Source organism: Pseudomonas sp. LBUM1672 (assembly GCF_059695655.1).
Genome location: NZ_CP166781.1, coordinates 6,431,214 through 6,457,253, shown reverse-complemented (window position 1 = coordinate 6,457,253; position 26,040 = coordinate 6,431,214). Strand labels below are relative to the sequence as shown.

The following is a 26,040-nucleotide window of genomic DNA, read 5'->3' as shown; positions in this document are numbered from 1 at the left end:
GGATATCCCCTAAGTTGAAAGCCGGTGAGGCAAAAACAAGCGGCCATTGTAGCGGCCAGACGTCCACTTATCCACATGCAGGTTGCGCACAGGCCATGAATTATCAACGCGTTAACCGTCAAAAAGACGACCAATGGTATGTGCATAAGCTCTGTGGATAACCGCCCATGAGGGCACTGGACAAGTGGGGGCGAAACTCGGTGGATAACCTGCCTGTGGATAACTGGCCATTCCACACACAGCTTATCCGACAGCGCAGCACAGGCTGCCCCCTGTTTTCCACTGTAGTTGTCATTCTCTGTACAGTGCGGAATAGAAGGGCTTAACGCAGTTATCCACAGAGGATCGCCTCTCTAGCTTTTATAAGCTTTACAGAAAAGCTTTAAATAACTTCCTTCTTTATTTCTATATCTAGCGAAGGAGGCGGACGAGAAAAACGGCTGGAGATCTATTTATAAGGAAACGCTGGTTGGAAATTGACCTAGAGGCTTGCTTTCTCTAGAATCCCCGGTCTCTTAAAACGGGGGCCATTCCGGCCCGTTGTGGACGAACCAGGTAACACGACAATGAAACGTACTTTCCAACCAAGCACTATCAAACGCGCTCGTACCCACGGTTTCCGTGCTCGCATGGCTACCAAGAACGGTCGTGCCGTCCTGTCGCGTCGTCGCGCCAAAGGTCGTGCGCGTCTGGCAGTTTGATAATCCGGCACTGGAGGTGAGTCAGGACTTCAGTCGGGAAAAGCGTCTGCTTACCCCCCGGCATTTCAAGGCAGTCTTTGACTCCCCTACCGGCAAGGTTCCGGGGAAAAATCTCCTGCTCCTTGCGCGCAACAACGATCTCGATCACCCCCGTCTCGGGCTGGTTATCGGGAAAAAGAGCGTAAAGCTCTCCGTCGAGCGCAATCGCCTCAAACGTCTGATGCGCGAATCGTTTCGCCTGAACCAGGATTCACTGGTCGGTTGGGACATTGTTATCGTCGCGCGCAAAGGTTTGGGTGACGTAGAAAACCCCGAATTGATTCAGCATTTCGGCAAACTCTGGAAGCGTCTGGCACGTAGCAAGCCGGTACCAGCAGTCAAAACCGAAACTGTAGGGGTAGACAGTCCCGATGCGTAAACTGGCACTCGTTCCGATCCAGTTCTATCGCTATGCCATTAGTCCCCTGATGGCCAGTCACTGTCGTTTCTACCCCAGTTGTTCCTGCTACGCGTATGAAGCCATAGAAAATCATGGCCTTCTGCGCGGTGGCTGGCTGACCTTTCGTCGTTTAGGTCGCTGTCATCCGTGGAATCCCGGTGGTTATGACCCGGTTCCACCTATCCCTACCTCCCGTTCTTCTTCGATGGCCGAGTAATCATGGATATCAAACGCACGATCCTGATCGTCGCCCTGGCAATCGTGTCCTACGTTATGGTTCTTAAATGGAACCAGGACTATGGCCAGGCTGCCCTGCCGACTCAGAATGTTGCTTCCAGTACTACCGCACCGGGCCTACCGGACACGGCGACTGGCAATAATGCTTCTGTCAGTGACGACATTCCACGCGCCGCAAGTGATACCAGTGCAACTGCACCTACTGAAACACCAGTAGCTGTCAGCAAGGATCTCATCCAGATCAAAACGGATGTGCTCAACCTGGCTATCGATCCACAGGGTGGTGATGTTGCCCAGCTGACGTTGCCGCTGTATCCACGTCGCCAGGACCATCCGGAAATTCCATTCCAGTTGTTCGATAACGGCAACGAGCGGACTTATCTGGCCCAGAGCGGTTTGATCGGCACCAACGGCCCGGACGCAAGTCCAGCCGGTCGTCCGGTTTACACCTCGGAGAAGAAGATTTATCAACTGGCTGACGGTCAGGACCAATTGGTCGTGGACCTGAAGTTCAGCAAAGACGGCGTCAACTACATCAAACGTTTCACGGTGAAACGTGGCCTGTATGACGTAACCGTTTCCTATCTGATCGACAACCAGAGCGCACAGCCCTGGTCTGGTGCGATGTTCGCGCAACTGAAGCGTGACGCCAGCGGCGATCCTTCCTCAACCACCGCCACCGGCACCGCCACTTACCTGGGCGCTGCCCTGTGGACAAGTAACGAGCCGTACAAGAAAGTGTCCATGAAGGACATGGACAAGGCGCAGTTGAAGGAAACTGTCAGTGGTGGTTGGGTTGCCTGGTTGCAACACTACTTCGTCACCGCATGGATTCCGGCCAAGGGCGAAAACAACGTCGTCCAGACCCGTAAAGACAGCAAAGGCAACTACATCATCGGTTATACCGGCCCGGCAATGAGCGTTGCGCCAGGTGCAAAAGCCGAAACCAGCGCTGTTCTCTACGCTGGTCCGAAAAGCCAGGCCGTGCTGAAAGAGTTGTCCCCAGGTCTGGAACTGACCGTCGACTACGGCATTCTGTGGTTCATTGCCCAGCCAATCTTCTGGCTGCTGGGACACATCCACGCCATCGTCGGTAACTGGGGCTGGTCGATCATCTTCCTGACCATGCTGATCAAAGGGATTTTCTTCCCGCTGTCGGCTGCCAGCTACAAATCCATGGCGCGCATGCGTGCAGTGGCACCGAAACTGGCCGCGCTGAAAGAGCAACATGGCGATGACCGGCAGAAAATGTCGCAAGCCATGATGGAGCTGTACAAGAAAGAGAAGATCAATCCGCTGGGAGGTTGCTTGCCAATCCTCGTACAGATGCCGGTTTTCCTTTCTCTGTACTGGGTTCTGCTGGAAAGCGTTGAAATGCGCCAAGCGCCATTCATGCTGTGGATTACTGACCTGTCGATCAAGGATCCGTTCTTCATTCTGCCGATCATCATGGGTGCAACCATGTTCATCCAGCAGCAGTTGAACCCGACACCTCCGGATCCGATGCAGGCGAAGGTCATGAAGCTGATGCCAATCATCTTCACCTTCTTCTTCCTGTGGTTCCCGGCTGGTCTGGTGCTGTACTGGGTAGTGAACAACTGCCTGTCCATCGCCCAACAGTGGTACATCACTCGTAAAGTCGAAGCGGCTACTAAAGCAGCTGCCTGATTTACACTGTGGATAACCACTCAAAACGCCCCCTAGTGGGGCGTTTTGCTATCTGTCACTTTTGTCTGGATACCGGTTTATGAGCGTTCCTCGGGAAACCATCGCAGCTGTCGCCACCGCTCAAGGTCGCGGCGGAGTGGGCATCGTCCGTATTTCCGGGCCGTTGGCGAGCATTGCCGCCAAGGCGATCAGCGGTCGCGAACTGAAACCCCGATTTGCCCACTACGGCCCCTTCCTCAATGAAAACGAAGAGGTGCTGGACGAAGGCATCGCCTTGTATTTCCCGGGACCCAACTCTTTTACCGGCGAAGACGTGCTTGAACTGCAGGGGCACGGCGGGCCGATCGTTCTGGACATGTTGCTCAAACGTTGCCTGGAACTGGGCTGCCGTCTGGCCCGGCCGGGAGAATTCAGTGAGCGTGCCTTCCTCAATGACAAACTCGACCTCGCCCAGGCGGAAGCCATCGCCGACCTGATCGAGGCCAGTTCTGCACAGGCCGCGCGCAACGCGTTGCGTTCGTTGCAGGGCGCCTTCTCCCAGCGTGTGCATAACCTCACCGAGCAGCTGATTGGCCTGCGCATCTACGTCGAAGCGGCCATCGATTTCCCGGAGGAAGAAATCGACTTCCTGGCTGACGGCCACGTACTGACGATGCTCGATAAGGTGCGCGACGAATTATCCACAGTGCTTCGTGAAGCCGGACAAGGTGCCTTGTTACGCGATGGGATGACCGTGGTCATTGCCGGCCGGCCGAATGCCGGTAAGTCCAGCCTGCTGAATGCGTTGGCCGGGCGAGAAGCCGCGATCGTGACCGAGATTGCCGGCACCACCCGGGATATTCTTCGCGAACATATCCACATCGATGGCATGCCGTTGCACGTGGTCGACACGGCAGGTTTGCGAGATACCGATGACCAGGTGGAAAAAATCGGTGTCGAGCGGGCGTTGAAAGCCATCGGCGAGGCAGATCGCGTGCTGTTAGTGGTCGATGCGACTGCTCCTGAGGCACTTGATCCGTTTGCGTTATGGCCGGAATTCCTGGAAATACGCCCGGATCCGGCAAAGGTCACGCTGATCCGTAACAAGGCTGACCTGACGGGAGAAGCGATTGCCCTGGAAGTCAGTGACGATGGCCACGTCACCATAAGCCTCAGTGCGAAATCCGCCGGCATGGGACTGGAGCTGCTACGCGAACATCTAAAGGCGTGCATGGGCTACGAGCAGACCTCGGAAAGCAGCTTCAGTGCTCGCAGGCGTCACCTTGAGGCACTACGACATGCCAGCGCATCCCTTGAACATGGCCGTGCACAGCTGACCTTGGCGGGCGCCGGTGAGCTGCTAGCCGAAGATTTACGCCAGGCTCAGCACTCTTTGGGTGAAATCACCGGTGCATTCAGCTCCGATGACCTGCTGGGGCGCATTTTTTCCAGCTTCTGCATCGGTAAATAGTCCTTCCGTTGTCCACAGACAGGCCATTCGCGCCTGTCTGTTCCTTCCCTTTTCTCAGATCGTCCTCCAGTGCTGAGCAGATTCTTTCTGCTTGAGCGGATTTTCCGTGTGCGGAATTTGCTGGATCAGCACTTTTCTGTGGATTAAGCCCTGTGAGTAACTGCCACTAAGGGCAGTTGATAACAGGGCCTTAAAACTGAAGATAACCGCCCCTGTGGATAACCACCCCTTTCATCCACAGGCTTAAACCGGTTATCCAAGGGCCTCCTTGGCACATGATCACAGGGTTTTGAATCGCTGTACATATTGAATATAAAGGCCTGTAGAGATCTATCCACAGAAATGTGCCTCAGTAGAAATAAACATAAAAACAAAGATTTAATAAATTTCTCTCTTTTTAATTTCTATAACCCCGACTTCTCCACAGCTGGTTAATTTTTGTGCAAAGGGTTCTTTAGGAAGGGCGAAGTCCCTATACTTGCCGACCAGGTATAGAAACCTGAGCTCAAACTATTCCTGATTACCTGACTGAAGCAGGCACGAGGTGCGTGGTGGATTTCCCTTCCCGTTTTGAAGTGATCGTCATCGGCGGCGGTCATGCCGGTACCGAGGCAGCACTGGCCTCAGCACGCATGGGTGCTAAAACCCTGTTGCTGACGCATAACGTGGAAACCCTCGGTGCCATGAGTTGCAACCCTGCCATTGGCGGGATCGGCAAAAGCCATCTGGTAAAAGAAATCGATGCCCTCGGCGGCGCGATGGCCATGGCTACCGACAAAGGTGGTATCCAGTTTCGCGTATTGAACAGCCGCAAAGGCCCGGCCGTGCGTGCAACTCGCGCTCAGGCAGACCGGGTTCTGTACAAGGCCGCTGTCCGCGAAGCATTGGAAAACCAGCCGAACCTGTGGATATTTCAACAAGCTGCTGATGATTTGATCGTCGAGCAGGAGCAAGTGCGTGGTGTTGTCACCCAAATGGGCCTGCGTTTCCTCGCGGATTCCGTGGTGTTGACCACTGGCACCTTCCTCGGTGGACTTATCCACATCGGCATGCAGAATTATTCCGGTGGCCGCGCCGGTGATCCGCCATCGATCGCCCTGGCTCACCGTCTGCGTGAATTGCCATTGCGGGTTGGTCGTCTGAAAACCGGTACACCACCGCGAATCGACGGCCGTTCCGTGGATTTCTCGGTCATGACCGAGCAAGCAGGCGATACACCGATCCCGGTGATGTCGTTCATGGGGTCCAAAGAGCAGCATCCGAAACAGGTGAGCTGCTGGATTACCCACACCAACACCCGCACTCACGAAATCATCGCCGCGAACCTTGATCGTTCGCCGATGTATTCCGATGCAGGACAGATCGAAGGTATCGGTCCGCGTTATTGCCCGTCGATCGAAGACAAGATCCACCGCTTTGCCGACAAGGAAAGCCACCAGGTCTTCATCGAGCCGGAAGGTTTGACGACGCACGAGTTGTACCCGAACGGGATATCCACATCGTTGCCGTTCGACGTGCAATTGCAGATCGTGCAATCGATCCGCGGCATGGAAAACGCGCACATTGTTCGTCCTGGCTACGCCATCGAGTACGACTACTTCGACCCCCGTGACCTGAAGTACAACCTCGAAACCAAAGTCATCGGCGGTCTGTTTTTCGCCGGGCAAATCAACGGCACCACCGGTTACGAAGAAGCGGGTGCCCAGGGGTTGCTGGCCGGGGCCAACGCCGCGCTGCGGGCACAGGGCAAAGATGCCTGGTGCCCGCGTCGCGATGAGGCGTACATCGGGGTGTTGGTCGACGACTTGATTACCCTCGGTACTCAAGAGCCGTACCGGATGTTCACATCCCGTGCCGAATACCGCCTGATCCTGCGCGAAGACAACGCCGACCTGCGCCTGACCGAAAAAGGGCGCGAGTTGGGTCTGGTCGATGACGCACGTTGGGCGGCGTTCTGCAAGAAACGCGAAAGCATCGATCTCGAAGAGCAACGTCTGAAAAGTACCTGGGTCCGCCCGGGTACCGAGCAGGGCGATGCGATTTCCGAGAAGTTCGGTACGCCGCTTACCCACGAATACAATTTGCTCAACCTGCTGAGCCGTCCGGAAATCGACTACGCTGGTCTGATCGCCGTGACCGGTGGGGGCGCAGAAGATCCACAGGTCGCCGAGCAGGTCGAAATCAAGACCAAATACGCCGGCTACATTGATCGTCAGCAGGATGAAATCGCTCGTTTGCGGGCCAGCGAAGATACAAAACTGCCTGTGGATATCGATTACACGAACATTTCCGGTCTCTCCAAGGAGATCCAGAGCAAGCTCGGTGCGACCCGTCCAGAGACTTTGGGTCAGGCATCACGTATCCCGGGCGTCACGCCGGCAGCGATTTCGCTGTTGATGATTCATTTGAAAAAACGCGGCGCGGGCCGTCAGTTGGAGCAAAGCGCTTGAGTTCGTTGGTCACCTCGCAACATGCCGAAGAGTTATCCACAGGTGCCCGCCAGCTCGGTGTCACACTGACAGAAGCCCAGCACGTGCAATTGCTGGGCTATCTGGCCCTGTTGATCAAATGGAACAAGGCTTACAACCTGACCGCCGTGCGCGATCCGGATGAAATGGTTTCCCGTCACCTGCTCGATAGTTTGAGCGTGATGTCGTTCGTCGAGAACGGTCGCTGGCTGGACGTTGGCAGCGGCGGCGGCATGCCGGGTATTCCGTTGGCTATCCTGTTTCCTGAGTCGCAAGTGACCTGCCTGGACAGCAACGGCAAGAAAACCCGCTTCCTGACCCAGGTCAAACTCGAACTAAAACTGGATAACCTGCAAGTTATCCACAGCCGTGTCGAAGCGTTCCAGCCTGCCCAGCCGTTCAACGGGATCATTTCCCGGGCATTCAGCAGCATGGAAAACTTCAGTAACTGGACTCGCCACCTTGGCGATGCCGATACGCGCTGGCTGGCAATGAAGGGCGTTCATCCGGCCGATGAGCTGGTAGCATTGCCGGCAGACTTCCACCTCGATAGCGAACACGCCCTGGCCGTACCTGGTTGCCAAGGCCAACGCCATCTGCTGATACTGCGCCGCACGGCATGATTGGGAACACAAGCAAGAATGGCTAAGGTATTCGCGATAGCGAACCAGAAAGGTGGTGTGGGTAAAACCACCACCTGCATCAACCTCGCAGCTTCCCTGGTTGCTACCAAGCGCCGGGTGCTGTTGATCGATCTCGATCCACAGGGCAACGCCACCATGGGTAGCGGTGTGGATAAACACGGGTTGGAAAACTCGGTCTACGACCTGCTGATCGGCGAGTGTGACCTGGCCCAGGCCATGCACTACTCCGAGCATGGCGGTTACCAGTTGTTGCCGGCCAACCGTGACCTCACGGCGGCTGAAGTGGTTCTGCTGGAAATGCAGATGAAGGAAAGCCGTCTGCGCAGTGCGCTGGCGCCGATCCGTGAAAACTACGATTACATTTTGATCGACTGCCCGCCGTCGCTGTCGATGCTCACATTGAACGCATTGGTCGCGGCTGACGGGGTGATTATCCCCATGCAGTGCGAGTACTTTGCGCTCGAAGGTTTGAGCGACCTTGTGGATAACATCAAGCGCATCGCTGAATTGCTCAACCCGAACCTGAAAGTCGAAGGCCTGTTGCGGACCATGTATGACCCGCGCCTGAGCCTGATGAACGACGTGTCGGCGCAGCTCAAGGAACACTTCGGCGAGCAACTGTACGACACCGTTATCCCGCGCAACATCCGTCTGGCTGAAGCACCCAGTTACGGTATGCCGGCACTGGCTTACGACAAAGCATCGCGTGGCGCTATCGCCTACCTGGCGTTAGCCGGCGAGCTGGTTCGTCGTCAACGCAAAAACTCACGCACCGCCGCCGCTCAGGCAACTTAAGGAATCCCCATGGCCGTCAAGAAACGAGGTCTCGGACGTGGACTGGATGCACTGCTGAGTGGTCCGACTGTCAGCTCGCTGGAAGAACAAGCGGTGCAGGCCGATCAGCGTGAGCTGCAGCACCTGCCCCTGGACCTGATCCAGCGCGGCAAGTACCAGCCGCGTCGGGACATGGATCCTCAGGCGCTGGAAGAGCTGGCGCAGTCGATCAAGGCCCAGGGCGTGATGCAGCCGATCGTGGTTCGTCCGATTGGCAGCGGTCGCTTCGAAATCATCGCCGGTGAACGTCGCTGGCGCGCCAGCCAGCAGGCTGGCCAGGAAACCATTCCGGCGATGGTTCGCGATGTGCCGGATGAAACCGCGATCGCCATGGCGCTGATCGAGAACATCCAGCGTGAAGACCTCAATCCGATCGAAGAAGCCGTGGCCCTGCAGCGTTTGCAGCAGGAATTCCAGCTGACTCAGCAACAAGTGGCCGAAGCCGTGGGCAAATCCCGCGTGACTGTGGCCAACCTGCTACGCTTGATCGCGTTGCCGGAAGTTATCAAAACCATGCTGTCGCACGGTGACCTGGAAATGGGTCATGCCCGTGCTTTGCTCGGTTTGCCGGAGAATCAACAGGTTGAAGGGGCGCGACATGTTGTCGCACGGGGGCTGACGGTGCGCCAAACTGAGGCACTGGTTCGCCAGTGGTTGAGTGGCAAACAGGAGCCTGCCGAACCAGTCAAACCGGACCCTGATATCGCCCGACTCGAGCAGCGCCTGGCCGAACGCCTAGGCTCTGCGGTGCAGATCCGCCACGGAAAGAAGGGGAAAGGGCAGTTGGTTATTGGTTACAACTCCCTTGATGAGCTTCAGGGTGTGCTCGCACACATTCGCTGAAACATTTCCTCATGTAGCGTGCAGTCGGAAATCACTACCTGACAGTTGAATAGGGGCAGAACCGCCCCTATACTCTGCGCGCATTTTGTCGGCACAAATTATGCCAAGTTATTGAATTCTGGCAGCCGACCATTGGGGAGTAATTGTGATGGAAAGCCGCACGCCAAACCGCTTGCCGTTCCATCGCCTGGCAGTTTTTCCGGTGTTAATGGCTCAGTTTGTAGTTTTGCTGATCGCCGCTTTGGCGCTCTGGCAATGGCACGGAGTCGTTGCCGGGTACTCGGGACTCTGCGGAGGCCTGATAGCCTTGCTGCCCAATGTTTATTTCGCTCACAGGGCCTTTCGGTTTTCCGGCGCCCGAGCAGCCCAAGCCATCGTCCGGTCTTTTTATGCCGGTGAGGCGGGCAAACTGATTTTGACGGCAGTGCTCTTTGCATTGACGTTCGCAGGTGTGAAGCCATTGGCGCCGCTAGCTGTATTCGGCGTCTTCGTGTTGACCCAACTGGTCAGCTGGTTCGCGCCCCTGCTGATGAGAACAAGACTTTCGAGACCTTAGGGCGTTTGAGGCAACCATGGCAGAGACAACCGCTTCGGGCTATATCCAGCACCACTTGCAGAACCTGACCTTCGGTCAGCACCCAACTGGCGGGTGGGGTTTTGCCCACACCGCAGCAGAAGCCAAGGAAATGGGCTTCTGGGCTTTCCACGTCGATACCCTCGGCTGGTCGGTCGCGTTGGGTCTGATCTTCGTTCTTCTTTTCCGCATGGCGGCTAAGAAGGCGACTTCCGGTCAGCCTGGTGCTTTGCAGAACTTCGTTGAAGTATTGGTCGAATTCGTCGATGGCAGCGTGAAAGACAGCTTCCATGGCCGTAGCCCGGTGATCGCACCGTTGGCACTGACCATCTTCGTCTGGGTCTTCCTGATGAACGCCGTCGACCTTATCCCGGTCGACTGGATTCCTCAGCTGGCCATCCTGATCACTGGCGATGCGCACATTCCTTTCCGTGCCGTTTCGACCACTGACCCGAACGCTACCCTGGGCATGGCCCTGTCGGTGTTCGCGTTGATCATTTTCTACAGCATCAAGGTCAAGGGCATCGGCGGCTTCATCGGCGAGCTGACTCTGCACCCGTTCGGCAGCAAGAACATCTTCGTTCAAGCCCTGCTGATTCCGGTGAACTTCCTGCTGGAGTTCGTGACACTGATCGCCAAGCCTATCTCGCTGGCACTGCGTCTGTTCGGCAACATGTACGCCGGCGAACTGGTCTTCATTCTGATTGCTGTGATGTTCGGCAGCGGTCTGCTCTGGCTTAGCGGCCTGGGCGTAGTTCTGCAGTGGGCGTGGGCTGTGTTCCACATCCTTATCATCACCCTGCAGGCGTTTATCTTCATGATGTTGACCATCGTTTACCTGTCGATGGCGCACGAAGAGAACCATTAAGACCAGTCTCGACTAGTCTGATGTCCCACCCGGTCAAACGGGTGGGTGCCCGAACAGGGCTATGAAACGATTTGTTTTACCGCTTTAAAATCTAAAAAACCTAAACCATACGACGTAAAAGTCGGGAGGAAAGATGGAAACTGTAGTTGGTCTAACCGCTATCGCTGTTGCACTGTTGATCGGCCTGGGCGCACTGGGTACCGCAATTGGTTTCGGCCTGTTGGGCGGCAAGTTCCTGGAAGGCGCAGCGCGTCAGCCAGAAATGGTTCCAATGCTGCAAGTTAAAATGTTCATCGTTGCCGGTCTGCTCGACGCCGTAACCATGATCGGTGTTGGTATCGCTCTGTTCTTCACTTTCGCGAACCCATTCGTTGGTCAACTCGCTGGCTAATTACTCGAACCTTCGAGTAATTGGTGTGATGTGCAACGAACGAGCGAGGTGTTGGCGTGAACATTAATGCAACCCTGATTGGCCAGTCCGTTGCGTTCTTCATTTTTGTACTGTTTTGCATGAAGTTCGTGTGGCCTCCGGTCATCGCGGCTTTGCACGAACGTCAGAAGAAGATCGCGGATGGACTGGACGCTGCCGCCCGAGCAGCTCGCGACCTGGAGCTGGCCCAAGATAAAGCGGGTCAGCAACTGCGCGAAGCAAAAGCTCAGGCAGCCGAAATCATTGAGCAAGCCAAGAAACGCGGTAACCAGATCGTTGAAGAGGCTGTTGAAAAAGCCCGTATCGACGCTGACCGTGTGAAGGTTCAGGCTCAGGCCGAGATCGAGCAGGAACTGAACAGTGTCAAAGACGCGCTGCGTGCCCAACTGGGTAACCTGGCAGTCTCTGGCGCCGAGAAGATCCTGGGTTCCACAATCGATCAAAACGCGCACGCGGAGCTGGTAAACAAACTGGCTGCTGAAATTTAAGCGAGGGCGATCATGGCAGAATTGACCACGTTGGCCCGACCTTACGCTAAGGCAGCCTTCGAGCACGCCCAGGCCCACCAGCAACTGGCCTCTTGGTCAGCCATGCTCGGCCTGGCTGCAGCAGTGTCGCAAGATGACACCATGCAGCGCGTGCTCAAGGCCCCGCGACTGACGAGCGCAGACAAGGCCGCCACGTTTATTGACGTGTGCGGCGACAAGTTTGATGCCAAGGCACAGAACTTCATTCACGTCGTTGCCGAAAACGACCGTCTCCCGCTTCTGCCGGAGATCGCCGCTCTGTTTGACCTGTACAAGGCTGAACAAGAGAAATCGGTAGACGTTGAAGTCACCAGTGCTTTTGCATTGAACCAAGAACAGCAAGACAAACTCGCCAAGGTTCTCAGTGCACGACTCAACCGGGAAGTGCGCCTGCAAGTCGAGGAAGACAAATCCCTTATTGGGGGCATTGTCATCCGCGCCGGCGACCTGGTTATCGATGGCTCGGTTCGCGGCAAACTCGCGAGCCTTGCCGAAGCATTGAAATCTTGAGTTTGAAGGGGCAGCAGAGCAATGCAGCAACTCAATCCTTCCGAAATAAGTGAAATTATCAAGGGCCGCATCGACAAGCTCGATGTGACCTCCCAAGCCCGTAACGAAGGCACTGTCGTCAGCGTATCTGACGGTATCGTGCGGATTCACGGTCTGGCCGACGTCATGTACGGCGAGATGATCGAGTTTCCGGGCGGCGTCTTCGGTATGGCTCTCAACCTGGAGCAAGACTCCGTAGGCGCCGTTGTATTGGGCTCCTACCAGTCTCTGGCTGAAGGCATGAGCGCCAAGTGCACCGGCCGCATCCTCGAAGTTCCGGTTGGTAAGGAACTGCTGGGTCGCGTAGTCGACGCACTGGGTAACCCAGTTGACGGCAAAGGTCCGCTGAACAACACCGAGACCGATGCGGTCGAGAAAGTTGCTCCAGGCGTGATCTGGCGTAAGTCGGTAGACCAGCCTGTACAAACTGGCTACAAGGCTGTCGATGCCATGATCCCTGTCGGCCGTGGCCAGCGTGAGCTGATCATCGGTGACCGTCAGATCGGTAAAACCGCTCTGGCGATCGACGCGATCATCAACCAGAAAGACAGCGGCATTTTCTGCGTCTACGTGGCAATCGGTCAGAAACAATCGACCATCGCCAACGTGGTTCGCAAGCTGGAAGAAAACGGCGCACTGGCTAACACCATCGTCGTGGCGGCGAGCGCTTCGGAATCTGCAGCACTGCAATTCCTGGCACCGTACTCCGGTTGCACCATGGGTGAATTCTTCCGCGACCGCGGTGAAGACGCGCTGATCGTTTATGACGATCTGTCCAAGCAAGCAGTGGCTTACCGCCAGATTTCCCTGCTGCTGCGCCGTCCACCAGGCCGTGAAGCTTACCCAGGCGACGTGTTCTATCTCCACTCCCGTCTGCTGGAGCGCGCATCCCGCGTTTCGGAAGAATACGTAGAGAAGTTCACCAACGGCGCAGTGACCGGCAAAACCGGTTCCCTGACCGCACTGCCGATCATCGAAACCCAGGCTGGCGACGTTTCCGCGTTCGTTCCGACCAACGTGATTTCCATCACCGACGGTCAGATCTTCCTGGAATCGGCCATGTTCAACTCCGGGATCCGTCCTGCTGTGAACGCCGGTGTTTCGGTATCCCGTGTGGGTGGTGCCGCTCAGACCAAGATCATCAAGAAGCTCTCCGGTGGTATCCGTACCGCTCTGGCTCAGTACCGTGAACTGGCGGCATTCGCCCAGTTCGCTTCTGACCTGGACGAAGCGACCCGTAAGCAACTTGAGCATGGTCAGCGCGTTACCGAGCTGATGAAGCAGAAGCAATACGCACCAATGTCGATCGCTGACATGGCGCTGTCGCTGTATGCCGCTGAGCGTGGGTTCCTGACTGACGTCGAAATCGCCAAGATCGGCAGCTTTGAACAAGCGCTGATTGCTTTCTTCAACCGCGATCACGCCGATTTGATGGCGAAGATCAACGTGAAGGGTGACTTCAATGACGAAATCGACGCTGGCATGAAAGCCGGTATCGAGAAGTTCAAGGCCACCCAAACCTGGTAAGCCGCAGCGGGAGCCGCAAGGCTCCCGCTTGCTAACCTGATAGGTGTTACATGGCAGGCGCAAAAGAGATTCGCAGTAAGATTGCGAGCATCAAAAGCACGCAAAAGATTACCAGCGCCATGGAAAAAGTGGCGGTCAGTAAAATGCGCAAGGCACAAATGCGCATGGCTGCTAGCCGTCCTTATGCGGAGCGCATCCGCCAGGTTATTGGCCATCTGGCCAACGCCAACCCGGAATATCGCCACCCGTTCATGCTCGACCGTGAAGTAAAGCGCGTCGGTTATGTCGTGGTGAGCAGTGACCGTGGTCTGTGTGGTGGCTTGAACACCAACCTGTTCAAGGCTTTGGTCAAGGACATGGCGGTAAACCGCGAAAACGGCGTCGAGATCGATCTGTGTGTTGTTGGTAGCAAGGGTGCGGCTTTCTTCCGCAACTTCGGCGGTAACGTCGTAGCCGCTATCAGCCACCTGGGTGAAGAGCCGTCGATCAATGACCTGATCGGCAGCGTCAAGGTGATGCTGGATGCCTACCTGGACGGCCGTATTGACCGCCTGTCCGTGGTGTCCAACAAGTTCGTCAACACCATGACGCAAACGCCTACCGTGGAGCAATTGATTCCACTGGTGGCAACCCCGGATCAGGAACTCAAGCACCACTGGGATTATCTGTACGAACCGGACGCCAAAGAGCTGCTTGACGGCTTGATGGTCCGTTACGTGGAGTCGCAGGTCTACCAGGCGGTGGTCGAGAACAACGCGGCTGAACAAGCTGCGCGGATGATCGCGATGAAGAACGCTACCGACAACGCCGGTGATTTGATCAGCGATTTGCAGCTGGTCTACAACAAGGCGCGTCAGGCTGCGATCACCCAAGAGATCTCGGAAATCGTCGGCGGCGCTGCCGCGGTTTAACGGTTCAAATATTCAGAGGATCCAGCTATGAGTAGCGGACGTATCGTTCAAATCATCGGCGCCGTTATCGACGTGGAATTTCCACGCGACAGCGTACCGAGCATCTACAACGCGCTGAAAGTAGTGAGCGCGGCTGAAACCACCCTCGAAGTTCAGCAACAGCTGGGCGACGGCGTGGTTCGTACCATTGCGATGGGTTCCACCGAAGGCTTGAAGCGCGGTCTGGAAGTCACCGACTCCGGCGCAGCCATCTCCGTACCGGTCGGTAAAGCGACTCTGGGCCGGATCATGGACGTACTGGGCAACCCGATCGACGAAGCTGGCCCGATCGACACCGAAGAGCGCTGGGGCATTCACCGTCCTGCGCCAACCTTCGCTGAACAAGCGGGCGGCAACGACCTGCTGGAAACCGGCATCAAGGTTATCGACCTGGTTTGCCCGTTCGCCAAGGGTGGTAAAGTCGGTCTGTTCGGTGGTGCCGGTGTAGGCAAAACCGTAAACATGATGGAACTGATCCGTAACATCGCCATCGAGCACAGCGGTTATTCCGTGTTCGCCGGTGTGGGTGAGCGTACTCGTGAGGGTAACGACTTCTACCACGAGATGAAGGATTCCAACGTTCTGGACAAAGTGGCACTGGTTTACGGTCAAATGAACGAGCCGCCGGGTAACCGTCTGCGCGTAGCACTGACCGGCCTGACCATGGCCGAGAAGTTCCGTGACGAAGGTAACGACGTTCTGCTGTTCGTCGACAACATCTATCGTTACACCCTGGCCGGTACTGAAGTATCCGCACTGCTGGGCCGTATGCCTTCCGCAGTAGGTTACCAGCCGACCCTGGCCGAAGAGATGGGTACTCTGCAAGAGCGTATCACTTCGACCAAGAACGGTTCGATCACCTCGATCCAAGCGGTATACGTACCTGCGGATGACTTGACTGACCCGTCGCCAGCGACCACCTTCGCCCACTTGGACGCCACCGTCGTTCTGTCCCGTGACATCGCTTCCCTGGGTATCTACCCGGCGGTCGATCCACTCGACTCGACTTCGCGCCAGCTGGATCCGAACGTAATCGGTCAGGACCACTACGACACCGCTCGCGGCGTACAGTATGTTCTGCAACGTTACAAAGAACTGAAGGACATCATTGCGATCCTGGGTATGGACGAGCTGTCGGAAGCCGACAAGCAGTTGGTAAACCGTGCTCGTAAGATCCAGCGTTTCTTGTCGCAGCCGTTCTTCGTGGCTGAAGTCTTCACCGGTGCATCGGGTAAATACGTTTCCCTGAAAGACACCATTGCTGGCTTCAAAGGCATCCTCAACGGTGACTACGACCACCTGCCAGAACAAGCGTTCTACATGGTCGGCGGCATCGAAGAAGCGATCGAGAAAGCCAAGAAACTGTAATCCCGGCGCCCGGCAACGGGCGCTAATTTAGGTTGAGGCAATCAGATGGCTATGACAGTCCATTGCGATATCGTCAGCGCGGAAGGGGAAATCTTTTCCGGTCTGGTCGAGATGGTGATTGCGCACGGTGCACTGGGTGATCTTGGTATCGCCCTGGGTCACGCGCCGTTGATCACTAATCTCAAGCCGGGCCCGATCCGCCTGGTCAAGCAGGGCGGGGAAGAGGAGGTGTATTACATCTCCGGTGGTTTCCTCGAGGTTCAGCCGAACATGGTCAAGGTTCTTGCCGACACCGTGCAACGTGCTGCCGACCTGGACGAAGCCTCCGCTCAGGAAGCCGTTAAGGCTGCCGAGAAGGCCTTGCATGAGCGGGGCGCGGAATTCGATTACGGTTCTGCTGCCGCACGTCTGGCCGAGGCTGCAGCTCAGCTGCGCACCGTCCAGCAGATCCGCAAGAAGTTTGGCCACTAATAGGCCATTGCTTGTTGCGCGATTGATTAAAAAGGGTAGCCTCGGCTACCCTTTTTTCTTTTCCGATATTCATAACCTGGTCGCAGCCGCTGACCACCCAGGATTGGTAGCCAGTCATGTCTCTTGAAATCGTTATCCTCGCTGCCGGCCAAGGCACTCGCATGCGTTCGGCGTTGCCGAAAGTGCTGCATCCGATTGCCGGCAACTCGATGCTTGGTCATGTTATCCACAGCGCCCGGCAACTTGATCCACAGCGCATCCACGTCGTGATCGGTCATGGCGCCGAAGCGGTGCGCGAGCGTCTGGCGGCGGACGATCTGAATTTCGTGCTGCAGGACAAGCAGCTGGGTACCGGTCACGCGGTGGCTCAGGCCGTGCCGTTCATCGAGTCCGACACCGTACTGATCCTGTACGGTGACGTGCCGTTGATTGAAGTCGAAACCCTGCAACGTCTGCTCAAGAAAGTCGCCCCGCAGCAACTGGGCCTGCTCACCGTCGAGCTGGATGACCCGACCGGTTACGGCCGCATCGTCCGCGATGCCGCCGGCAAGGTCACGGCCATCGTCGAGCAGAAAGACGCCAACGAAGCCGAGCGTGCGATCACCGAAGGCAACACCGGCATTCTGGCGCTGCCTTTCGCGCAATTGGGTGGCTGGATGAGCCGCCTCTCCAACAACAATGCCCAGGGCGAGTATTACCTGACCGACGTGATTGCAATGGCGGTCAGCGATGGTCTGGTGGTGGCTACCGAGCAACCCCATGACGCCATGGAAGTGCAGGGCGCCAATGATCGCAAGCAACTCTCCGAGCTCGAGCGCCATTATCAGCTGCGCGCCGGTCGTCGTCTGATGGCGCAAGGCGTGACCCTGCGCGACCCGGCGCGTTTCGATGTGCGCGGTGAAGTCACCGTCGGCCGCGACGTGCTGATCGACATCAACGTGATCCTCGAAGGCAAGGTCGTCATTGAAGATGATGTGGTGATCGGTCCCAACTGCGTGATCAAGGACAGCACCCTGCGCAAAGGCGTGGTGATCAAGGCCAACAGCCATATCGAAGGCGCGATCCTGGGCGAAGGCAGCGATGCCGGCCCGTTCGCTCGCCTGCGTCCAGGTACGGTGCTGGAAGCTCGCGCGCATGTGGGTAACTTTGTAGAGCTGAAGAACGCTCATCTGGGTGAAGGCGCCAAGGCCGGTCACTTGACCTATCTGGGCGATGCCGAGATCGGCGCGCGCACCAACATTGGCGCGGGCACCATCACCTGCAACTACGACGGCGCCAATAAGTGGAAAACCGTGCTGGGTGAAGATGTGTTCATCGGTTCCAACAACTCGTTGGTGGCGCCTGTGGATATCTCTTCCGGTGCGACGACGGCGGCCGGTTCGACGATTACCCAGAATGTGGATAACGCGCAGTTGGCGGTGGGTCGCGCGCGCCAGAAGAATATCGATGGCTGGAAACGGCCGGTGAAGATCAAGAAGAGCTGAGTTATCCACATAGCGTTTTCAGGTTTTAGTTATACACAGCCTGATTGATCGTCATCGCGGGCAAGCCCGCTCCCACAAGGATTTCGCAAGACCTTGTGGGAGCGGGCTTGCCCGCGATGCGTTTATCCACAGATATTTTTTCTTACACCCGCTTGACGAAGTTTCGCTGATAGGTTTTTATTGCTTCCGTTATCTTTCGAATCGAAACTTACTAGATCATGTCGAAACGCAATACACCCCAACGTCGTCACAACATCCTCGCCTTGGTCAATGAGCAGGGCGAAGTCAGTGTGGATGAGCTGGCCAAGCGCTTCGAAACTTCAGAAGTTACGGTTCGCAAGGATTTGGCCGCACTAGAAAGTAATGGTTTGTTGCTGCGCCGCTATGGCGGAGCGATCACCATGCCTCAGGAGCTGGTCGCCGACATCGGCCAACCGGTCTCCAAATACAAGCAGGCCATTGCCCGTGCCGCCGTTAGGCGGATTCGCGAGCATGCACGAATCATCATCGACAGCGGCAGCACCACCGCCGCCATGATCCCGGAACTCGGTCAACAGCCCGGGCTGGTGGTGATGACCAATTCCCTGCATGTGGCCAACGCCTTGAGCGAACTCGAACACGAGCCGGTGCTGTTGATGACCGGCGGCACCTGGGACCCGCATTCCGAGTCCTTTCAGGGGCAGGTCGCCGAGCAAGTACTACGCTCTTACGACTTCGACCAGTTGTTTATCGGTGCCGATGGCATCGACCTGGTTCGCGGTACCACCACCTTCAACGAATTGCTGGGTCTGAGCCGGGTTATGGCTGACGTCGCCCGTGAAGTGATCGTGATGGTGGAGGCCGACAAGATCGGCCGCAAGATTCCCAACCTGGAACTGCCCTGGAGCAGCGTCCATACCCTTATTACCGATGATCGCCTGCCAGTTGAAGCACGGGATCAGATTCAGGCCCGCGGTATCAATTTGATTATCGCGGCTGTCAGTCAGGAGAAATAGCATGTGTGGAATTGTCGGAGCAGTCGCAGAACGTAACATCACCGCCATCCTGCTCGAAGGTCTGAAACGCCTGGAATACCGTGGCTACGACAGCGCCGGTGTGGCGGTTTTCACCAACGACGGGATCCTTGATCGCGTCCGTCGTCCGGGCAAGGTCAATGAGCTGGATCAAGCTCTGGCCGAGGCGCCGCTGATCGGTCGTCTGGGCATCGCCCATACCCGTTGGGCAACCCATGGCGCCCCTTGCGAACGCAACGCCCATCCACATCTCTCCGGGCAGAACCTGGCCGTTGTGCACAACGGCATCATCGAGAACTACGAGGCCCTGCGCGAACAGTTGAAGGCCCAGGGCTACGTGTTCACCTCGGACACTGACACTGAAGTCATCGCTCACCTGCTGGCGCATAAACTCAAGGATCTGCACGACCTGACCGTGGCCTTGAAGGCGACCGTCAAAGAACTGCACGGTGCTTATGGTCTGGCAGTTATCAGCGCCGACCAGCCGGATCGTCTGGTCGCCGCCCGCAGTGGCAGCCCGCTGGTGATTGGCCTGGGCCTGGGGGAAAACTTCCTCGCTTCCGACCAATTGGCCTTGCGTCAGGTCACCGACCGTTTCATGTACATGGAAGAAGGCGATATCGCCGAGATTCGCCGCGACAGCGTTCAAATCTGGGACGTTGATGGCAAACTCGTCGAGCGCGAAGCCGTGCAGTACGGCGACAACGCCGAATCCGCCGAGAAGGGCGAGTACCGCCACTTCATGCTCAAGGAAATCCACGAGCAGCCTACGGTCGTGCAGCGCACGCTGGAGGGACGCCTGAGCCAACAACAGGTTCTGGTGCAAGCCTTCGGCCCGGAAGCCCCGGAGTTGTTCGCCAAGGTTCGCAACGTACAGATCGTCGCCTGCGGCACCAGCTACCACGCCGGTATGGTTGCCCGTTACTGGCTGGAAGAACTGGCCGGTATCCCGTGCCAGGTCGAAGTCGCCAGTGAATTCCGCTACCGCAAAGTCGTGGTGCAGCCAGACACGCTGTTCGTGACCATTTCCCAGTCCGGCGAAACCGCCGACACCTTGGCCGCCTTGCGCAACGCCAAGGAGTTGGGCTTCCTCGCCAGCCTGGCGATCTGCAACGTCGGCATCAGCTCGCTGGTGCGTGAGTCCGACCTGACCCTGCTGACCCAGGCCGGTCGCGAAATCGGCGTGGCCTCGACCAAAGCCTTCACCACCCAATTGGTCGGCCTGCTGTTGCTGACTCTGTCCCTGGGTCAGGTTCGCGGCACTTTGGCCAAAGGCGTCGAAGCCACCCTGGTTGAAGAACTGCGCCGCCTGCCAACACGTCTGGGCGAAGCCCTGGCCATGGACAGCACCGTGGAGAAAATCGCCGAACTGTTCGCCGAGAAGAACCACACCCTGTTCCTCGGTCGTGGCGCGCAATTCCCGGTAGCGATGGAAGGGGCCCTGAAACTCAAGGAAATCTCCTACATCCACGCTGAAGCCTACCCGGCGGGCGAACTGAAGCACGGCCCGTTGGCGCTAGTGGATAACGACATGCCCGTGGTCACCGTGGCACCGAACAACGAACTGCTGGAGAAGCTGAAGTCCAACCTCCAGGAAGTCCGCGCCCGTGGCGGCCAATTAATCGTCTTCGCAGACGAAAAGGCCGGCATGACCAACGGCGAGGGTACCCACGTTGTCCACATGCCGCACATCCACGACATCCTGTCGCCAATCCTCTACACCATCCCGCTGCAGTTGCTCTCGTACTACGTGGCGGTGTTGAAAGGCACGGACGTTGACCAGCCACGGAACCTGGCGAAGTCGGTGACGGTGGAATAAGTTATCCACAGCTGACTGAACACTGCTTTCAGGCAATAAAGTCTGTCCAGCGATAATAAAAACTGTCTCACGATCGGGAGGTCGCTCACAGGCGACCCTCCCTTAGTCTCCGCGACCAACCTCAAACGCCCCATGAACTTACTCGTAGCATTATTCAAACGGGTGATTGTTTGCGCGACTTGGCGAGAGACCAGTCTGTTCCAGAGTCGGTCCGTCAGGGGGCCAAGCACCTTCAGCACTTCATGCTGAACGAGATGGTTCTCGAGCTGCCGCATTGGATGCTACACCGGTGTTGGTCATTTCTTTTGCGACAAATCGGCCATTCCTTTCAAAAACTCAATCGGCAACGGAAATACAATGGTCGAGCTCTTGTCCCCAGCGATTGCACCCAGTGTCTGCATATAGCGCAGTTGCATGGCACCAGGCTGGCGCCCAAGCATCTCGGCGGCCTGCATGAGCTTCTCCGAAGCCTGCAATTCACCTTCGGCGTGTATCACCTTGGCCCGCCGTTCACGCTCAGCCTCGGCTTGCTTGGCGATGAGGAGCAAGGCGAGCAGCGCGCCAAAACCCAATTCGACGAACATGGATCAACCTCCTCGCGGTGGCGTTTCATCCGGTGCAATGACGTCCAGCTTCACGCCCGTGCGTGCCACCACCCGGACCTGTTGGCCCAGGTGCAGAGGCGAGCGGCTCTGAACTTGCCATTTTTCGCCCTGCAGTTGCACCCAGCCGCTCATCGGCAGACCCGGCAGCAGCCCCGTCACCGTGGCCAGGCTGCCAACCAAGCCCGCATCGCCGCTGACCAGGGCACGGCGTCGGGCCTTGAGCGCCATGCCGACCAGAGTCATTAGTAACAGGGCGCTGATCAGTGCCATGCCGATGATCAGCGCCAACGGAATGCCGAAGCCCGGTACATCGGTGTCCATCAAAATCACTGCGCCGATTACAAAAGCAACCACCCCACCGAAGCCGATTACACCGAAACTCGGTAGAAACGCCTCGGCGATCATGAAGGCGAGCCCTAGCAGAATCAGTCCGACCCCGGCGTAATTCACGGGCAACAGTTGCAGGGCATACAACCCCAGCAACAGGCAGATACCACCGAGTACTCCACCGACACCTGACCCTGGGTTCATGAATTCGAATATCAACCCATAGACCCCGAACATGATCAGCAGCAATGCCACGCTGGGGTTGGTGATCACCGCCAGCAGTTGTGTGCGCCAATCAGGCGCATGATCGATGAGTGCAGCCCCGGTGGTACTCAGCTTCAACGTCTGACCGGCGACATTCAGGCTCTTACCGTCCAGTTGCTTGAGCAGGTCCGCCACGTCATTGGCCACATAATCGACCACCTTGAGTTTGAGCGCTTCGTCGGCCGACAGGCTGAGCGATTCACGTACCGCTTGTTCGGCCCAGTCGGCGTTACGTCCGCGCAGTTGCGCTAGGCCGCGGATGTAAGCCGCTGCATCGTTGATCTGTTTGCGAGCCAGGGTATCCAGCGGCTCGGGCGGTGAGTTTTTGTCGGTGGCAGGTGCCGCTGGTGGGCGCGGTGGATCTGGCGCGGTCCCGGGCAGGCCGCCGATCTGCACCGGCGTAGCGGCGCCCAGATTGGTGCCCGGGGTCATGGCGGCAACGTGGCTGGCATATAGGATATAGGTGCCGGCGCTGGCCGCACGTGCGCCACTGGGGGCGACGAAACTGGCCACTGGCAGAGGGCTGGCCAGAATCGCCTTGATGATCAAGCGCATCGAAGTGTCCAGCCCGCCGGGGGTGTCGAGCTTGATGACCACCAACTGTGCGCCCTCGGTCTCCGCACGCGTCAGGCCCCGCACGACGTAGTCGGCATTGGCCGGGCCGATGGCATCGTTGACCGTCAGGACCACGATGCTGCCCGCAGCCGTCACTGACCCCATCGGCAACCCGACCAGTATCATCAGCAGGAGCAGGCGGCACCACCAGCGACTGTTCATGGGACCCTCCTGATTGCGGGTTCGGCAGCCTGCAACCTTCACTTAAAGCGTAGTTGAGTCAGTCAAGGGCGATGCAGGCGCGGCGGTTAATGCAGGGCAAGTGCCGAAACTGTTCGCCAAGATCTCGCGTCACCGTATTGGCGCTCTTGATCCTTATGATCCAGAGCGCGAAACCGCGATACAGCTACTCCTGACGATGCTGAGTCGTGTATCGACCGATAGGATATTAGCTAGATGTCGGATCTATATATGTTGGTGCAGGTGCTGGTGCGGTTTTGACCCAAGCTGCTGACTTCAGCTGCCCCTTTGGCGGCCTGTGAAGACACGCATAAGACCATCGATTACCAAGTATTCGGGTAGGTCATTGATTTCCGGTAGCCTGGGTCAAAACCGCCTCAGCGCCAACATCTCTGATTCATCATTGTTCTCCCGTAACCCGTGTTTTGCTCTTCGTCAAAGTCAGGCTCAACAGTACCGAAATCAATATGACGCCGCCGACTGTGGTCAGCGACCATTGGATCGGCATGTGCCACCACGGCGCGACCAGCATTTTGCCGCCGATGAACACCAGTACGATGGCCAGGCCATATTTGAGCAAGTGGAAGCGGTTGGCCATGTCGGCAAGCAGAAAATACAGTGCGCGCAGGCCCATGATGGCGAAGATGTTGGAGGTGAACACGATGAAGGGGTCGGTGGTGACGGCGAAGATAGCCGGGATGCTATCGACCGCGAACACCAAATCGCTGGCCTCGATCAGTACCAGCACCAGGAACATCGGCGTCGCCCAGAGCAGGCCGTTCTGGCGCACGAAGAAGCGCTCGCCATGAAAGCCGTCGGTGATGCGAAGATGGCTACGCATCCAGCGCAGCAAAGGGTTCTTTTCGAGGTCTGGCTGCTGGTTGGCGAAGATCAGCATCTTGATGCCGGTGATGACGAGGAAAGCACCAAAGACATAGAGTAGCCAGGCAAACTCCTGCACCAGCCAGACACCGGCGAAAATCATACCGGCGCGCATGATGATGGCGCCCAGCACGCCATAAAGCAGGACGCGGCGCTGCAACTCTGGCGGCACGGCGAAGTAGCCGAATATCATCACGAAAACGAACATGTTGTCGATCGACAGCGACTGCTCGATCAGGTAGCCCGTCAGGAATTCGAGCGTTGTACGTTGGGCCACTTCGGCGCCGAACATGCTGCGCAGATACCACCAGAGCAGGACGGCGAAGATCAACGCCAAACTGGTCCAGGCGATGACCCAGGCCAGCGCTTCGCGAACCGAAACACGATGCGCCTTGCGTCCGCCGAAGACGAACAGATCGAGCGCCAGCATGGCAAGGACGAACACGATGAAGGCGGCCCACATCCAGGATTGGCCGACGCTGATGGCGGTCATTTACTGTCTCCGCATGAAGCAGCAATAGGCTGGAGGAGTCATGCTAACGAGCCTGTTACATCAACAAAAATCGTTTATTCGTTGCGAATAGTTCGTTTTTTACGAAGTATTGATTCAGGTACTCAACTACCGGCAATTGCATTGGTTTTGCTCCGTGGTCACGGCGGGTGGCATGGCGCGCGGCTCCAGCAGTCCCGCCTCCTGCTCGATCGTGATGAAAAGGTCTGCTACACCCTTCGAAAGGCTTGGCAACTGCTAAGCCGGTGATGCAGGCGTATATTGATAGTGTCGATCCAGATAGTTGAGGCGATAAAAGATCGCCAATGGTGGGACAAGCGAGAGTGCTGGGGGGCGCTAGCGGATAACCCGGAACGTTTGGAGGTGTCACATGAGGCAGTATCAACGACTCTTTCTGATCGCAGGTCCAACCATGCGTCACTCGCCGGCGATGGAGCGGGCAATCGCACTTGCCGATGCCACAGGCGCAGCGCTGCATATTGCGGTGTTCATCGAAGACTTCGACCTTATGCGATTAATGAGCAACAGTGCACAACTTCGTGAGAGTTGCCGGCAGGAGAACCTGCAGTGGTTGGCGGATGAGGCCGAACTTATGCGCAGGAAGGGTATCAATGTGACCACCGAAGTTGCATTGACCCGTGACCCACTGCAGGAGATCCTCGGGCATGTAGCTGAAATGCAGCCGGACCTGATTATCAAGGACGTACATCATGAATCAGCGCTCAAACGCGTATTCGTCACGCCTTTGGATTGGCAATTATTGCGCGAATGTCCGACCCCCATACATCTGGTCAGCGAAGTCAGGTGTCCTCTTCCTCGGGTGATTGTGGCGGCGGTTGATCCATCGCATCCAGAGGGTCAGATCAGCGGAATCAACGACAGCGTCATTCAGGCGGCGAACGAATTGGCGACGCAATGTGATGCTGAATTGCACATGCTGTATGCCTATGAACTGACACACACACATTTCTCTGATGCAGGTGCTGGCGCCGTGACGATGCCCGGCTTCAGCAACGATGTGCGCCGATCACTTGAAAAGTGCTTCGTTGCCTTGGCTGGACGCTACGGCGTGCCACCTGAGCGACAACACTTCATTGCAGGGCCGCCAACCAAAGCGATGGCCGACTTTGCGACTCATACTCGAGCGGATGTCTTCGTAATGGGAAATACCCATCACAAAGGGGTGGACAAGCTGATTGGCAGTACCACGGAGCATGTTCTGTATCAGGTGCCCTGCAGCGTTTTGGCCATCAAGGGAGAAGCGGATCACTGAACGAAAAAACCGCCAATATCGCAGCCGGCTGTTGGTGCTGATGTGGTTTTGACCCAAGCTGCTGACTTCAGCTGACCCTTAGGCGGTCTACGCATGACCATCACCGAGGACGAGTCCGGAACGTTGTTCAAGCTATTGGAGGACGAAGAAATTTCCGTGTTTTTTATTAAGACTCCCGATCGAAATGGGCGTCGTCGGCAAAAAGGCCAACTGACCTATATACCCTCTTATTCTGAAGCGATGAGCATGAGCTAAGTAGATGCCCTTGTTGTGGTGCGTTGATCGATGATGAGATTTTAATCGGTATAGATGGCTCTTAAAACCGCTACCCCTTATCGCAATCGTCTCAAACATTAATTGTAATAAGTTGTTTCCAGAGGCAACACCTTATTACGTACAAGATTTCTAACTACATTCAGTCATCACCCTCCAAATTCCAGTTTTCTGCCTAGACTTGCTCTTGTCCGCCGTGCACATGCTTTCGGAGCATGGAACTGTACGAAAAATCAAAACAAGAGG

General features: G+C 56.8%; 25 protein-coding genes and 2 pseudogenes. 24 read left to right on the top strand and 3 right to left on the bottom strand.

Annotated elements, in window-relative coordinates:
* Window positions 1–566: 566 nt before the first annotated feature.
* From rpmH to ACA053_RS29460, 22 genes and pseudogenes are all read left to right on the top strand, one after another.
* Window positions 567–701 (top strand): 50S ribosomal protein L34, encoded by a 135-nt coding sequence (gene rpmH / locus ACA053_RS29565; RefSeq protein ID WP_003213577.1) that lies wholly within the window; start codon window positions 567–569, stop codon window positions 699–701.
* Window positions 702–717: 16 nt separating this feature from the next.
* Window positions 718–1,119 carry a ribonuclease P protein component gene (rnpA, locus tag ACA053_RS29560; protein WP_010465490.1) on the top strand — a complete coding sequence of 134 codons (402 nt, stop codon included), beginning with the start codon at window positions 718–720 and terminating at the stop codon, window positions 1,117–1,119.
* Complete coding sequence (gene yidD, locus ACA053_RS29555; RefSeq protein WP_010465488.1) at window positions 1,112–1,357, top strand: membrane protein insertion efficiency factor YidD; 246 nt, start codon at window positions 1,112–1,114, stop codon at window positions 1,355–1,357. Before rnpA ends, yidD begins: the two co-directional genes overlap by 8 nt.
* 2 nt (window positions 1,358–1,359) lie before the next feature.
* Window positions 1,360–3,045 (top strand): membrane protein insertase YidC, encoded by a 1,686-nt coding sequence (gene yidC, locus ACA053_RS29550; protein WP_497314706.1) that lies wholly within the window; start codon window positions 1,360–1,362, stop codon window positions 3,043–3,045.
* 79 nt (window positions 3,046–3,124) lie between these two features.
* Window positions 3,125–4,495, top strand: coding sequence for a tRNA uridine-5-carboxymethylaminomethyl(34) synthesis GTPase MnmE (gene mnmE / locus ACA053_RS29545; RefSeq protein WP_497314704.1), 1,371 nt, complete (start codon window positions 3,125–3,127; stop codon window positions 4,493–4,495).
* Window positions 4,496–5,046: 551 nt separating this feature from the next.
* The gene (gene mnmG, locus ACA053_RS29540) at window positions 5,047–6,945 is read left to right on the top strand and encodes a tRNA uridine-5-carboxymethylaminomethyl(34) synthesis enzyme MnmG (RefSeq protein ID WP_497394292.1); all 1,899 of its coding nucleotides are present in this window, start codon (window positions 5,047–5,049) and stop codon (window positions 6,943–6,945) included.
* On the top strand, window positions 6,942–7,586 hold the full coding sequence (gene rsmG, locus ACA053_RS29535; protein ID WP_497394291.1) for a 16S rRNA (guanine(527)-N(7))-methyltransferase RsmG: 645 nt from the start codon (window positions 6,942–6,944) through the stop codon (window positions 7,584–7,586). The genes mnmG and rsmG overlap by 4 nt, the downstream gene beginning before the upstream one ends.
* 18 nt (window positions 7,587–7,604) lie before the next feature.
* Window positions 7,605–8,402, top strand: a complete 798-nt coding sequence (locus ACA053_RS29530) for a ParA family protein (RefSeq protein WP_090177596.1) — start codon at window positions 7,605–7,607, stop codon at window positions 8,400–8,402.
* Between the two features lie 9 nt (window positions 8,403–8,411).
* Window positions 8,412–9,284 carry a ParB/RepB/Spo0J family partition protein gene (locus ACA053_RS29525; RefSeq protein WP_008027541.1) on the top strand — a complete coding sequence of 291 codons (873 nt, stop codon included), beginning with the start codon at window positions 8,412–8,414 and terminating at the stop codon, window positions 9,282–9,284.
* 148 nt (window positions 9,285–9,432) lie between these two features.
* Window positions 9,433–9,840 carry a F0F1 ATP synthase subunit I gene (locus ACA053_RS29520; RefSeq protein ID WP_010465473.1) on the top strand — a complete coding sequence of 136 codons (408 nt, stop codon included), beginning with the start codon at window positions 9,433–9,435 and terminating at the stop codon, window positions 9,838–9,840.
* A gap of 16 nt (window positions 9,841–9,856) precedes the next feature.
* Entirely contained in the window at window positions 9,857–10,726 is an 870-nt protein-coding gene (gene atpB / locus ACA053_RS29515) for a F0F1 ATP synthase subunit A (RefSeq protein WP_010465471.1), read from the top strand.
* Between the two features lie 133 nt (window positions 10,727–10,859).
* On the top strand, window positions 10,860–11,117 hold the full coding sequence (gene atpE / locus ACA053_RS29510) for a F0F1 ATP synthase subunit C (protein ID WP_002555987.1): 258 nt from the start codon (window positions 10,860–10,862) through the stop codon (window positions 11,115–11,117).
* A gap of 56 nt (window positions 11,118–11,173) precedes the next feature.
* Window positions 11,174–11,644: a F0F1 ATP synthase subunit B gene (locus ACA053_RS29505; RefSeq protein WP_109626978.1), complete on the top strand. Its 471-nt coding sequence runs from the start codon at window positions 11,174–11,176 to the stop codon at window positions 11,642–11,644.
* A gap of 12 nt (window positions 11,645–11,656) precedes the next feature.
* Window positions 11,657–12,193 carry a F0F1 ATP synthase subunit delta gene (locus ACA053_RS29500; RefSeq protein WP_109626976.1) on the top strand — a complete coding sequence of 179 codons (537 nt, stop codon included), beginning with the start codon at window positions 11,657–11,659 and terminating at the stop codon, window positions 12,191–12,193.
* Between the two features lie 21 nt (window positions 12,194–12,214).
* Window positions 12,215–13,759 (top strand): F0F1 ATP synthase subunit alpha, encoded by a 1,545-nt coding sequence (gene atpA, locus ACA053_RS29495; protein ID WP_008007884.1) that lies wholly within the window; start codon window positions 12,215–12,217, stop codon window positions 13,757–13,759.
* Window positions 13,760–13,809: 50 nt separating this feature from the next.
* Window positions 13,810–14,670 (top strand): F0F1 ATP synthase subunit gamma, encoded by an 861-nt coding sequence (gene atpG / locus ACA053_RS29490; RefSeq protein WP_109626974.1) that lies wholly within the window; start codon window positions 13,810–13,812, stop codon window positions 14,668–14,670.
* A 27-nt stretch (window positions 14,671–14,697) separates the two neighbouring features.
* Window positions 14,698–16,077: a F0F1 ATP synthase subunit beta gene (gene atpD, locus ACA053_RS29485; protein WP_008155715.1), complete on the top strand. Its 1,380-nt coding sequence runs from the start codon at window positions 14,698–14,700 to the stop codon at window positions 16,075–16,077.
* 45 nt (window positions 16,078–16,122) lie between these two features.
* On the top strand, window positions 16,123–16,548 hold the full coding sequence (locus tag ACA053_RS29480) for a F0F1 ATP synthase subunit epsilon (protein ID WP_007969909.1): 426 nt from the start codon (window positions 16,123–16,125) through the stop codon (window positions 16,546–16,548).
* A gap of 116 nt (window positions 16,549–16,664) precedes the next feature.
* Window positions 16,665–18,032 carry a bifunctional UDP-N-acetylglucosamine diphosphorylase/glucosamine-1-phosphate N-acetyltransferase GlmU gene (glmU, locus tag ACA053_RS29475; RefSeq protein WP_497394290.1) on the top strand — a complete coding sequence of 456 codons (1,368 nt, stop codon included), beginning with the start codon at window positions 16,665–16,667 and terminating at the stop codon, window positions 18,030–18,032.
* Window positions 18,033–18,247: 215 nt separating this feature from the next.
* The gene (locus ACA053_RS29470) at window positions 18,248–19,027 is read left to right on the top strand and encodes a DeoR/GlpR family DNA-binding transcription regulator (RefSeq protein ID WP_178082333.1); all 780 of its coding nucleotides are present in this window, start codon (window positions 18,248–18,250) and stop codon (window positions 19,025–19,027) included.
* 1 nt (window position 19,028) lies between these two features.
* A complete protein-coding gene (gene glmS / locus ACA053_RS29465; protein WP_109626969.1) occupies window positions 19,029–20,864 on the top strand; it encodes a glutamine--fructose-6-phosphate transaminase (isomerizing) in 1,836 nt (611 codons plus the stop codon).
* Between the two features lie 62 nt (window positions 20,865–20,926).
* A pseudogene (locus ACA053_RS29460) lies at window positions 20,927–21,085 on the top strand (BPSL0761 family protein); the annotation flags it as partial.
* Window positions 21,086–21,160: 75 nt separating this feature from the next.
* On the opposite strand, the pseudogene ACA053_RS29455 reads toward ACA053_RS29460, so the two are convergent.
* The 3 genes and pseudogenes from ACA053_RS29455 to ACA053_RS29445 form a co-directional block, all read right to left on the bottom strand.
* Window positions 21,161–21,403 (bottom strand): annotated as a pseudogene (locus ACA053_RS29455) (slipin family protein); the annotation flags it as partial.
* A 48-nt stretch (window positions 21,404–21,451) separates the two neighbouring features.
* Entirely contained in the window at window positions 21,452–22,837 is a 1,386-nt protein-coding gene (locus ACA053_RS29450; RefSeq protein ID WP_497314698.1) for an NfeD family protein, read from the bottom strand.
* Between the two features lie 418 nt (window positions 22,838–23,255).
* Entirely contained in the window at window positions 23,256–24,230 is a 975-nt protein-coding gene (locus tag ACA053_RS29445; RefSeq protein WP_497314696.1) for a TerC family protein, read from the bottom strand.
* 388 nt (window positions 24,231–24,618) lie between these two features.
* On the opposite strand from ACA053_RS29445, the gene ACA053_RS29440 reads away from it, so the two are divergent.
* Window positions 24,619–25,521 (top strand): universal stress protein, encoded by a 903-nt coding sequence (locus tag ACA053_RS29440; RefSeq protein ID WP_497314694.1) that lies wholly within the window; start codon window positions 24,619–24,621, stop codon window positions 25,519–25,521.
* Between the two features lie 93 nt (window positions 25,522–25,614).
* The gene (locus ACA053_RS29435) at window positions 25,615–25,776 is read left to right on the top strand and encodes a hypothetical protein (protein ID WP_497314692.1); all 162 of its coding nucleotides are present in this window, start codon (window positions 25,615–25,617) and stop codon (window positions 25,774–25,776) included.
* Window positions 25,777–26,040: the final 264 nt, after the last annotated feature.

Bases quoted from the DNA above. Each gene is read 5' to 3' on its own strand.
- rpmH (WP_003213577.1), top strand. From the start codon at position 567: ATGAAACGTACTTTCCAACCAAGCACTATCAAACGCGCTCGTACCCAC.
- yidD (WP_010465488.1), top strand. From the start codon at position 1,112: ATGCGTAAACTGGCACTCGTTCCGATCCAGTTCTATCGCTATGCCATT.
- yidC (WP_497314706.1), top strand. From the start codon at position 1,360: ATGGATATCAAACGCACGATCCTGATCGTCGCCCTGGCAATCGTGTCC.
- mnmE (WP_497314704.1), top strand. From the start codon at position 3,125: ATGAGCGTTCCTCGGGAAACCATCGCAGCTGTCGCCACCGCTCAAGGT.
- ACA053_RS29530 (WP_090177596.1), top strand. From the start codon at position 7,605: ATGGCTAAGGTATTCGCGATAGCGAACCAGAAAGGTGGTGTGGGTAAA.
- ACA053_RS29525 (WP_008027541.1), top strand. From the start codon at position 8,412: ATGGCCGTCAAGAAACGAGGTCTCGGACGTGGACTGGATGCACTGCTG.
- ACA053_RS29520 (WP_010465473.1), top strand. From the start codon at position 9,433: ATGGAAAGCCGCACGCCAAACCGCTTGCCGTTCCATCGCCTGGCAGTT.
- atpB (WP_010465471.1), top strand. From the start codon at position 9,857: ATGGCAGAGACAACCGCTTCGGGCTATATCCAGCACCACTTGCAGAAC.
- atpE (WP_002555987.1), top strand. From the start codon at position 10,860: ATGGAAACTGTAGTTGGTCTAACCGCTATCGCTGTTGCACTGTTGATC.
- ACA053_RS29500 (WP_109626976.1), top strand. From the start codon at position 11,657: ATGGCAGAATTGACCACGTTGGCCCGACCTTACGCTAAGGCAGCCTTC.
- atpA (WP_008007884.1), top strand. From the start codon at position 12,215: ATGCAGCAACTCAATCCTTCCGAAATAAGTGAAATTATCAAGGGCCGC.
- atpG (WP_109626974.1), top strand. From the start codon at position 13,810: ATGGCAGGCGCAAAAGAGATTCGCAGTAAGATTGCGAGCATCAAAAGC.
- atpD (WP_008155715.1), top strand. From the start codon at position 14,698: ATGAGTAGCGGACGTATCGTTCAAATCATCGGCGCCGTTATCGACGTG.
- ACA053_RS29480 (WP_007969909.1), top strand. From the start codon at position 16,123: ATGGCTATGACAGTCCATTGCGATATCGTCAGCGCGGAAGGGGAAATC.
- glmU (WP_497394290.1), top strand. From the start codon at position 16,665: ATGTCTCTTGAAATCGTTATCCTCGCTGCCGGCCAAGGCACTCGCATG.
- glmS (WP_109626969.1), top strand. From the start codon at position 19,029: ATGTGTGGAATTGTCGGAGCAGTCGCAGAACGTAACATCACCGCCATC.
- ACA053_RS29450 (WP_497314698.1), bottom strand. From the start codon at position 22,837: ATGAACAGTCGCTGGTGGTGCCGCCTGCTCCTGCTGATGATACTGGTC.
- ACA053_RS29445 (WP_497314696.1), bottom strand. From the start codon at position 24,230: ATGACCGCCATCAGCGTCGGCCAATCCTGGATGTGGGCCGCCTTCATC.
- ACA053_RS29440 (WP_497314694.1), top strand. From the start codon at position 24,619: ATGAGGCAGTATCAACGACTCTTTCTGATCGCAGGTCCAACCATGCGT.
- ACA053_RS29435 (WP_497314692.1), top strand. From the start codon at position 25,615: ATGACCATCACCGAGGACGAGTCCGGAACGTTGTTCAAGCTATTGGAG.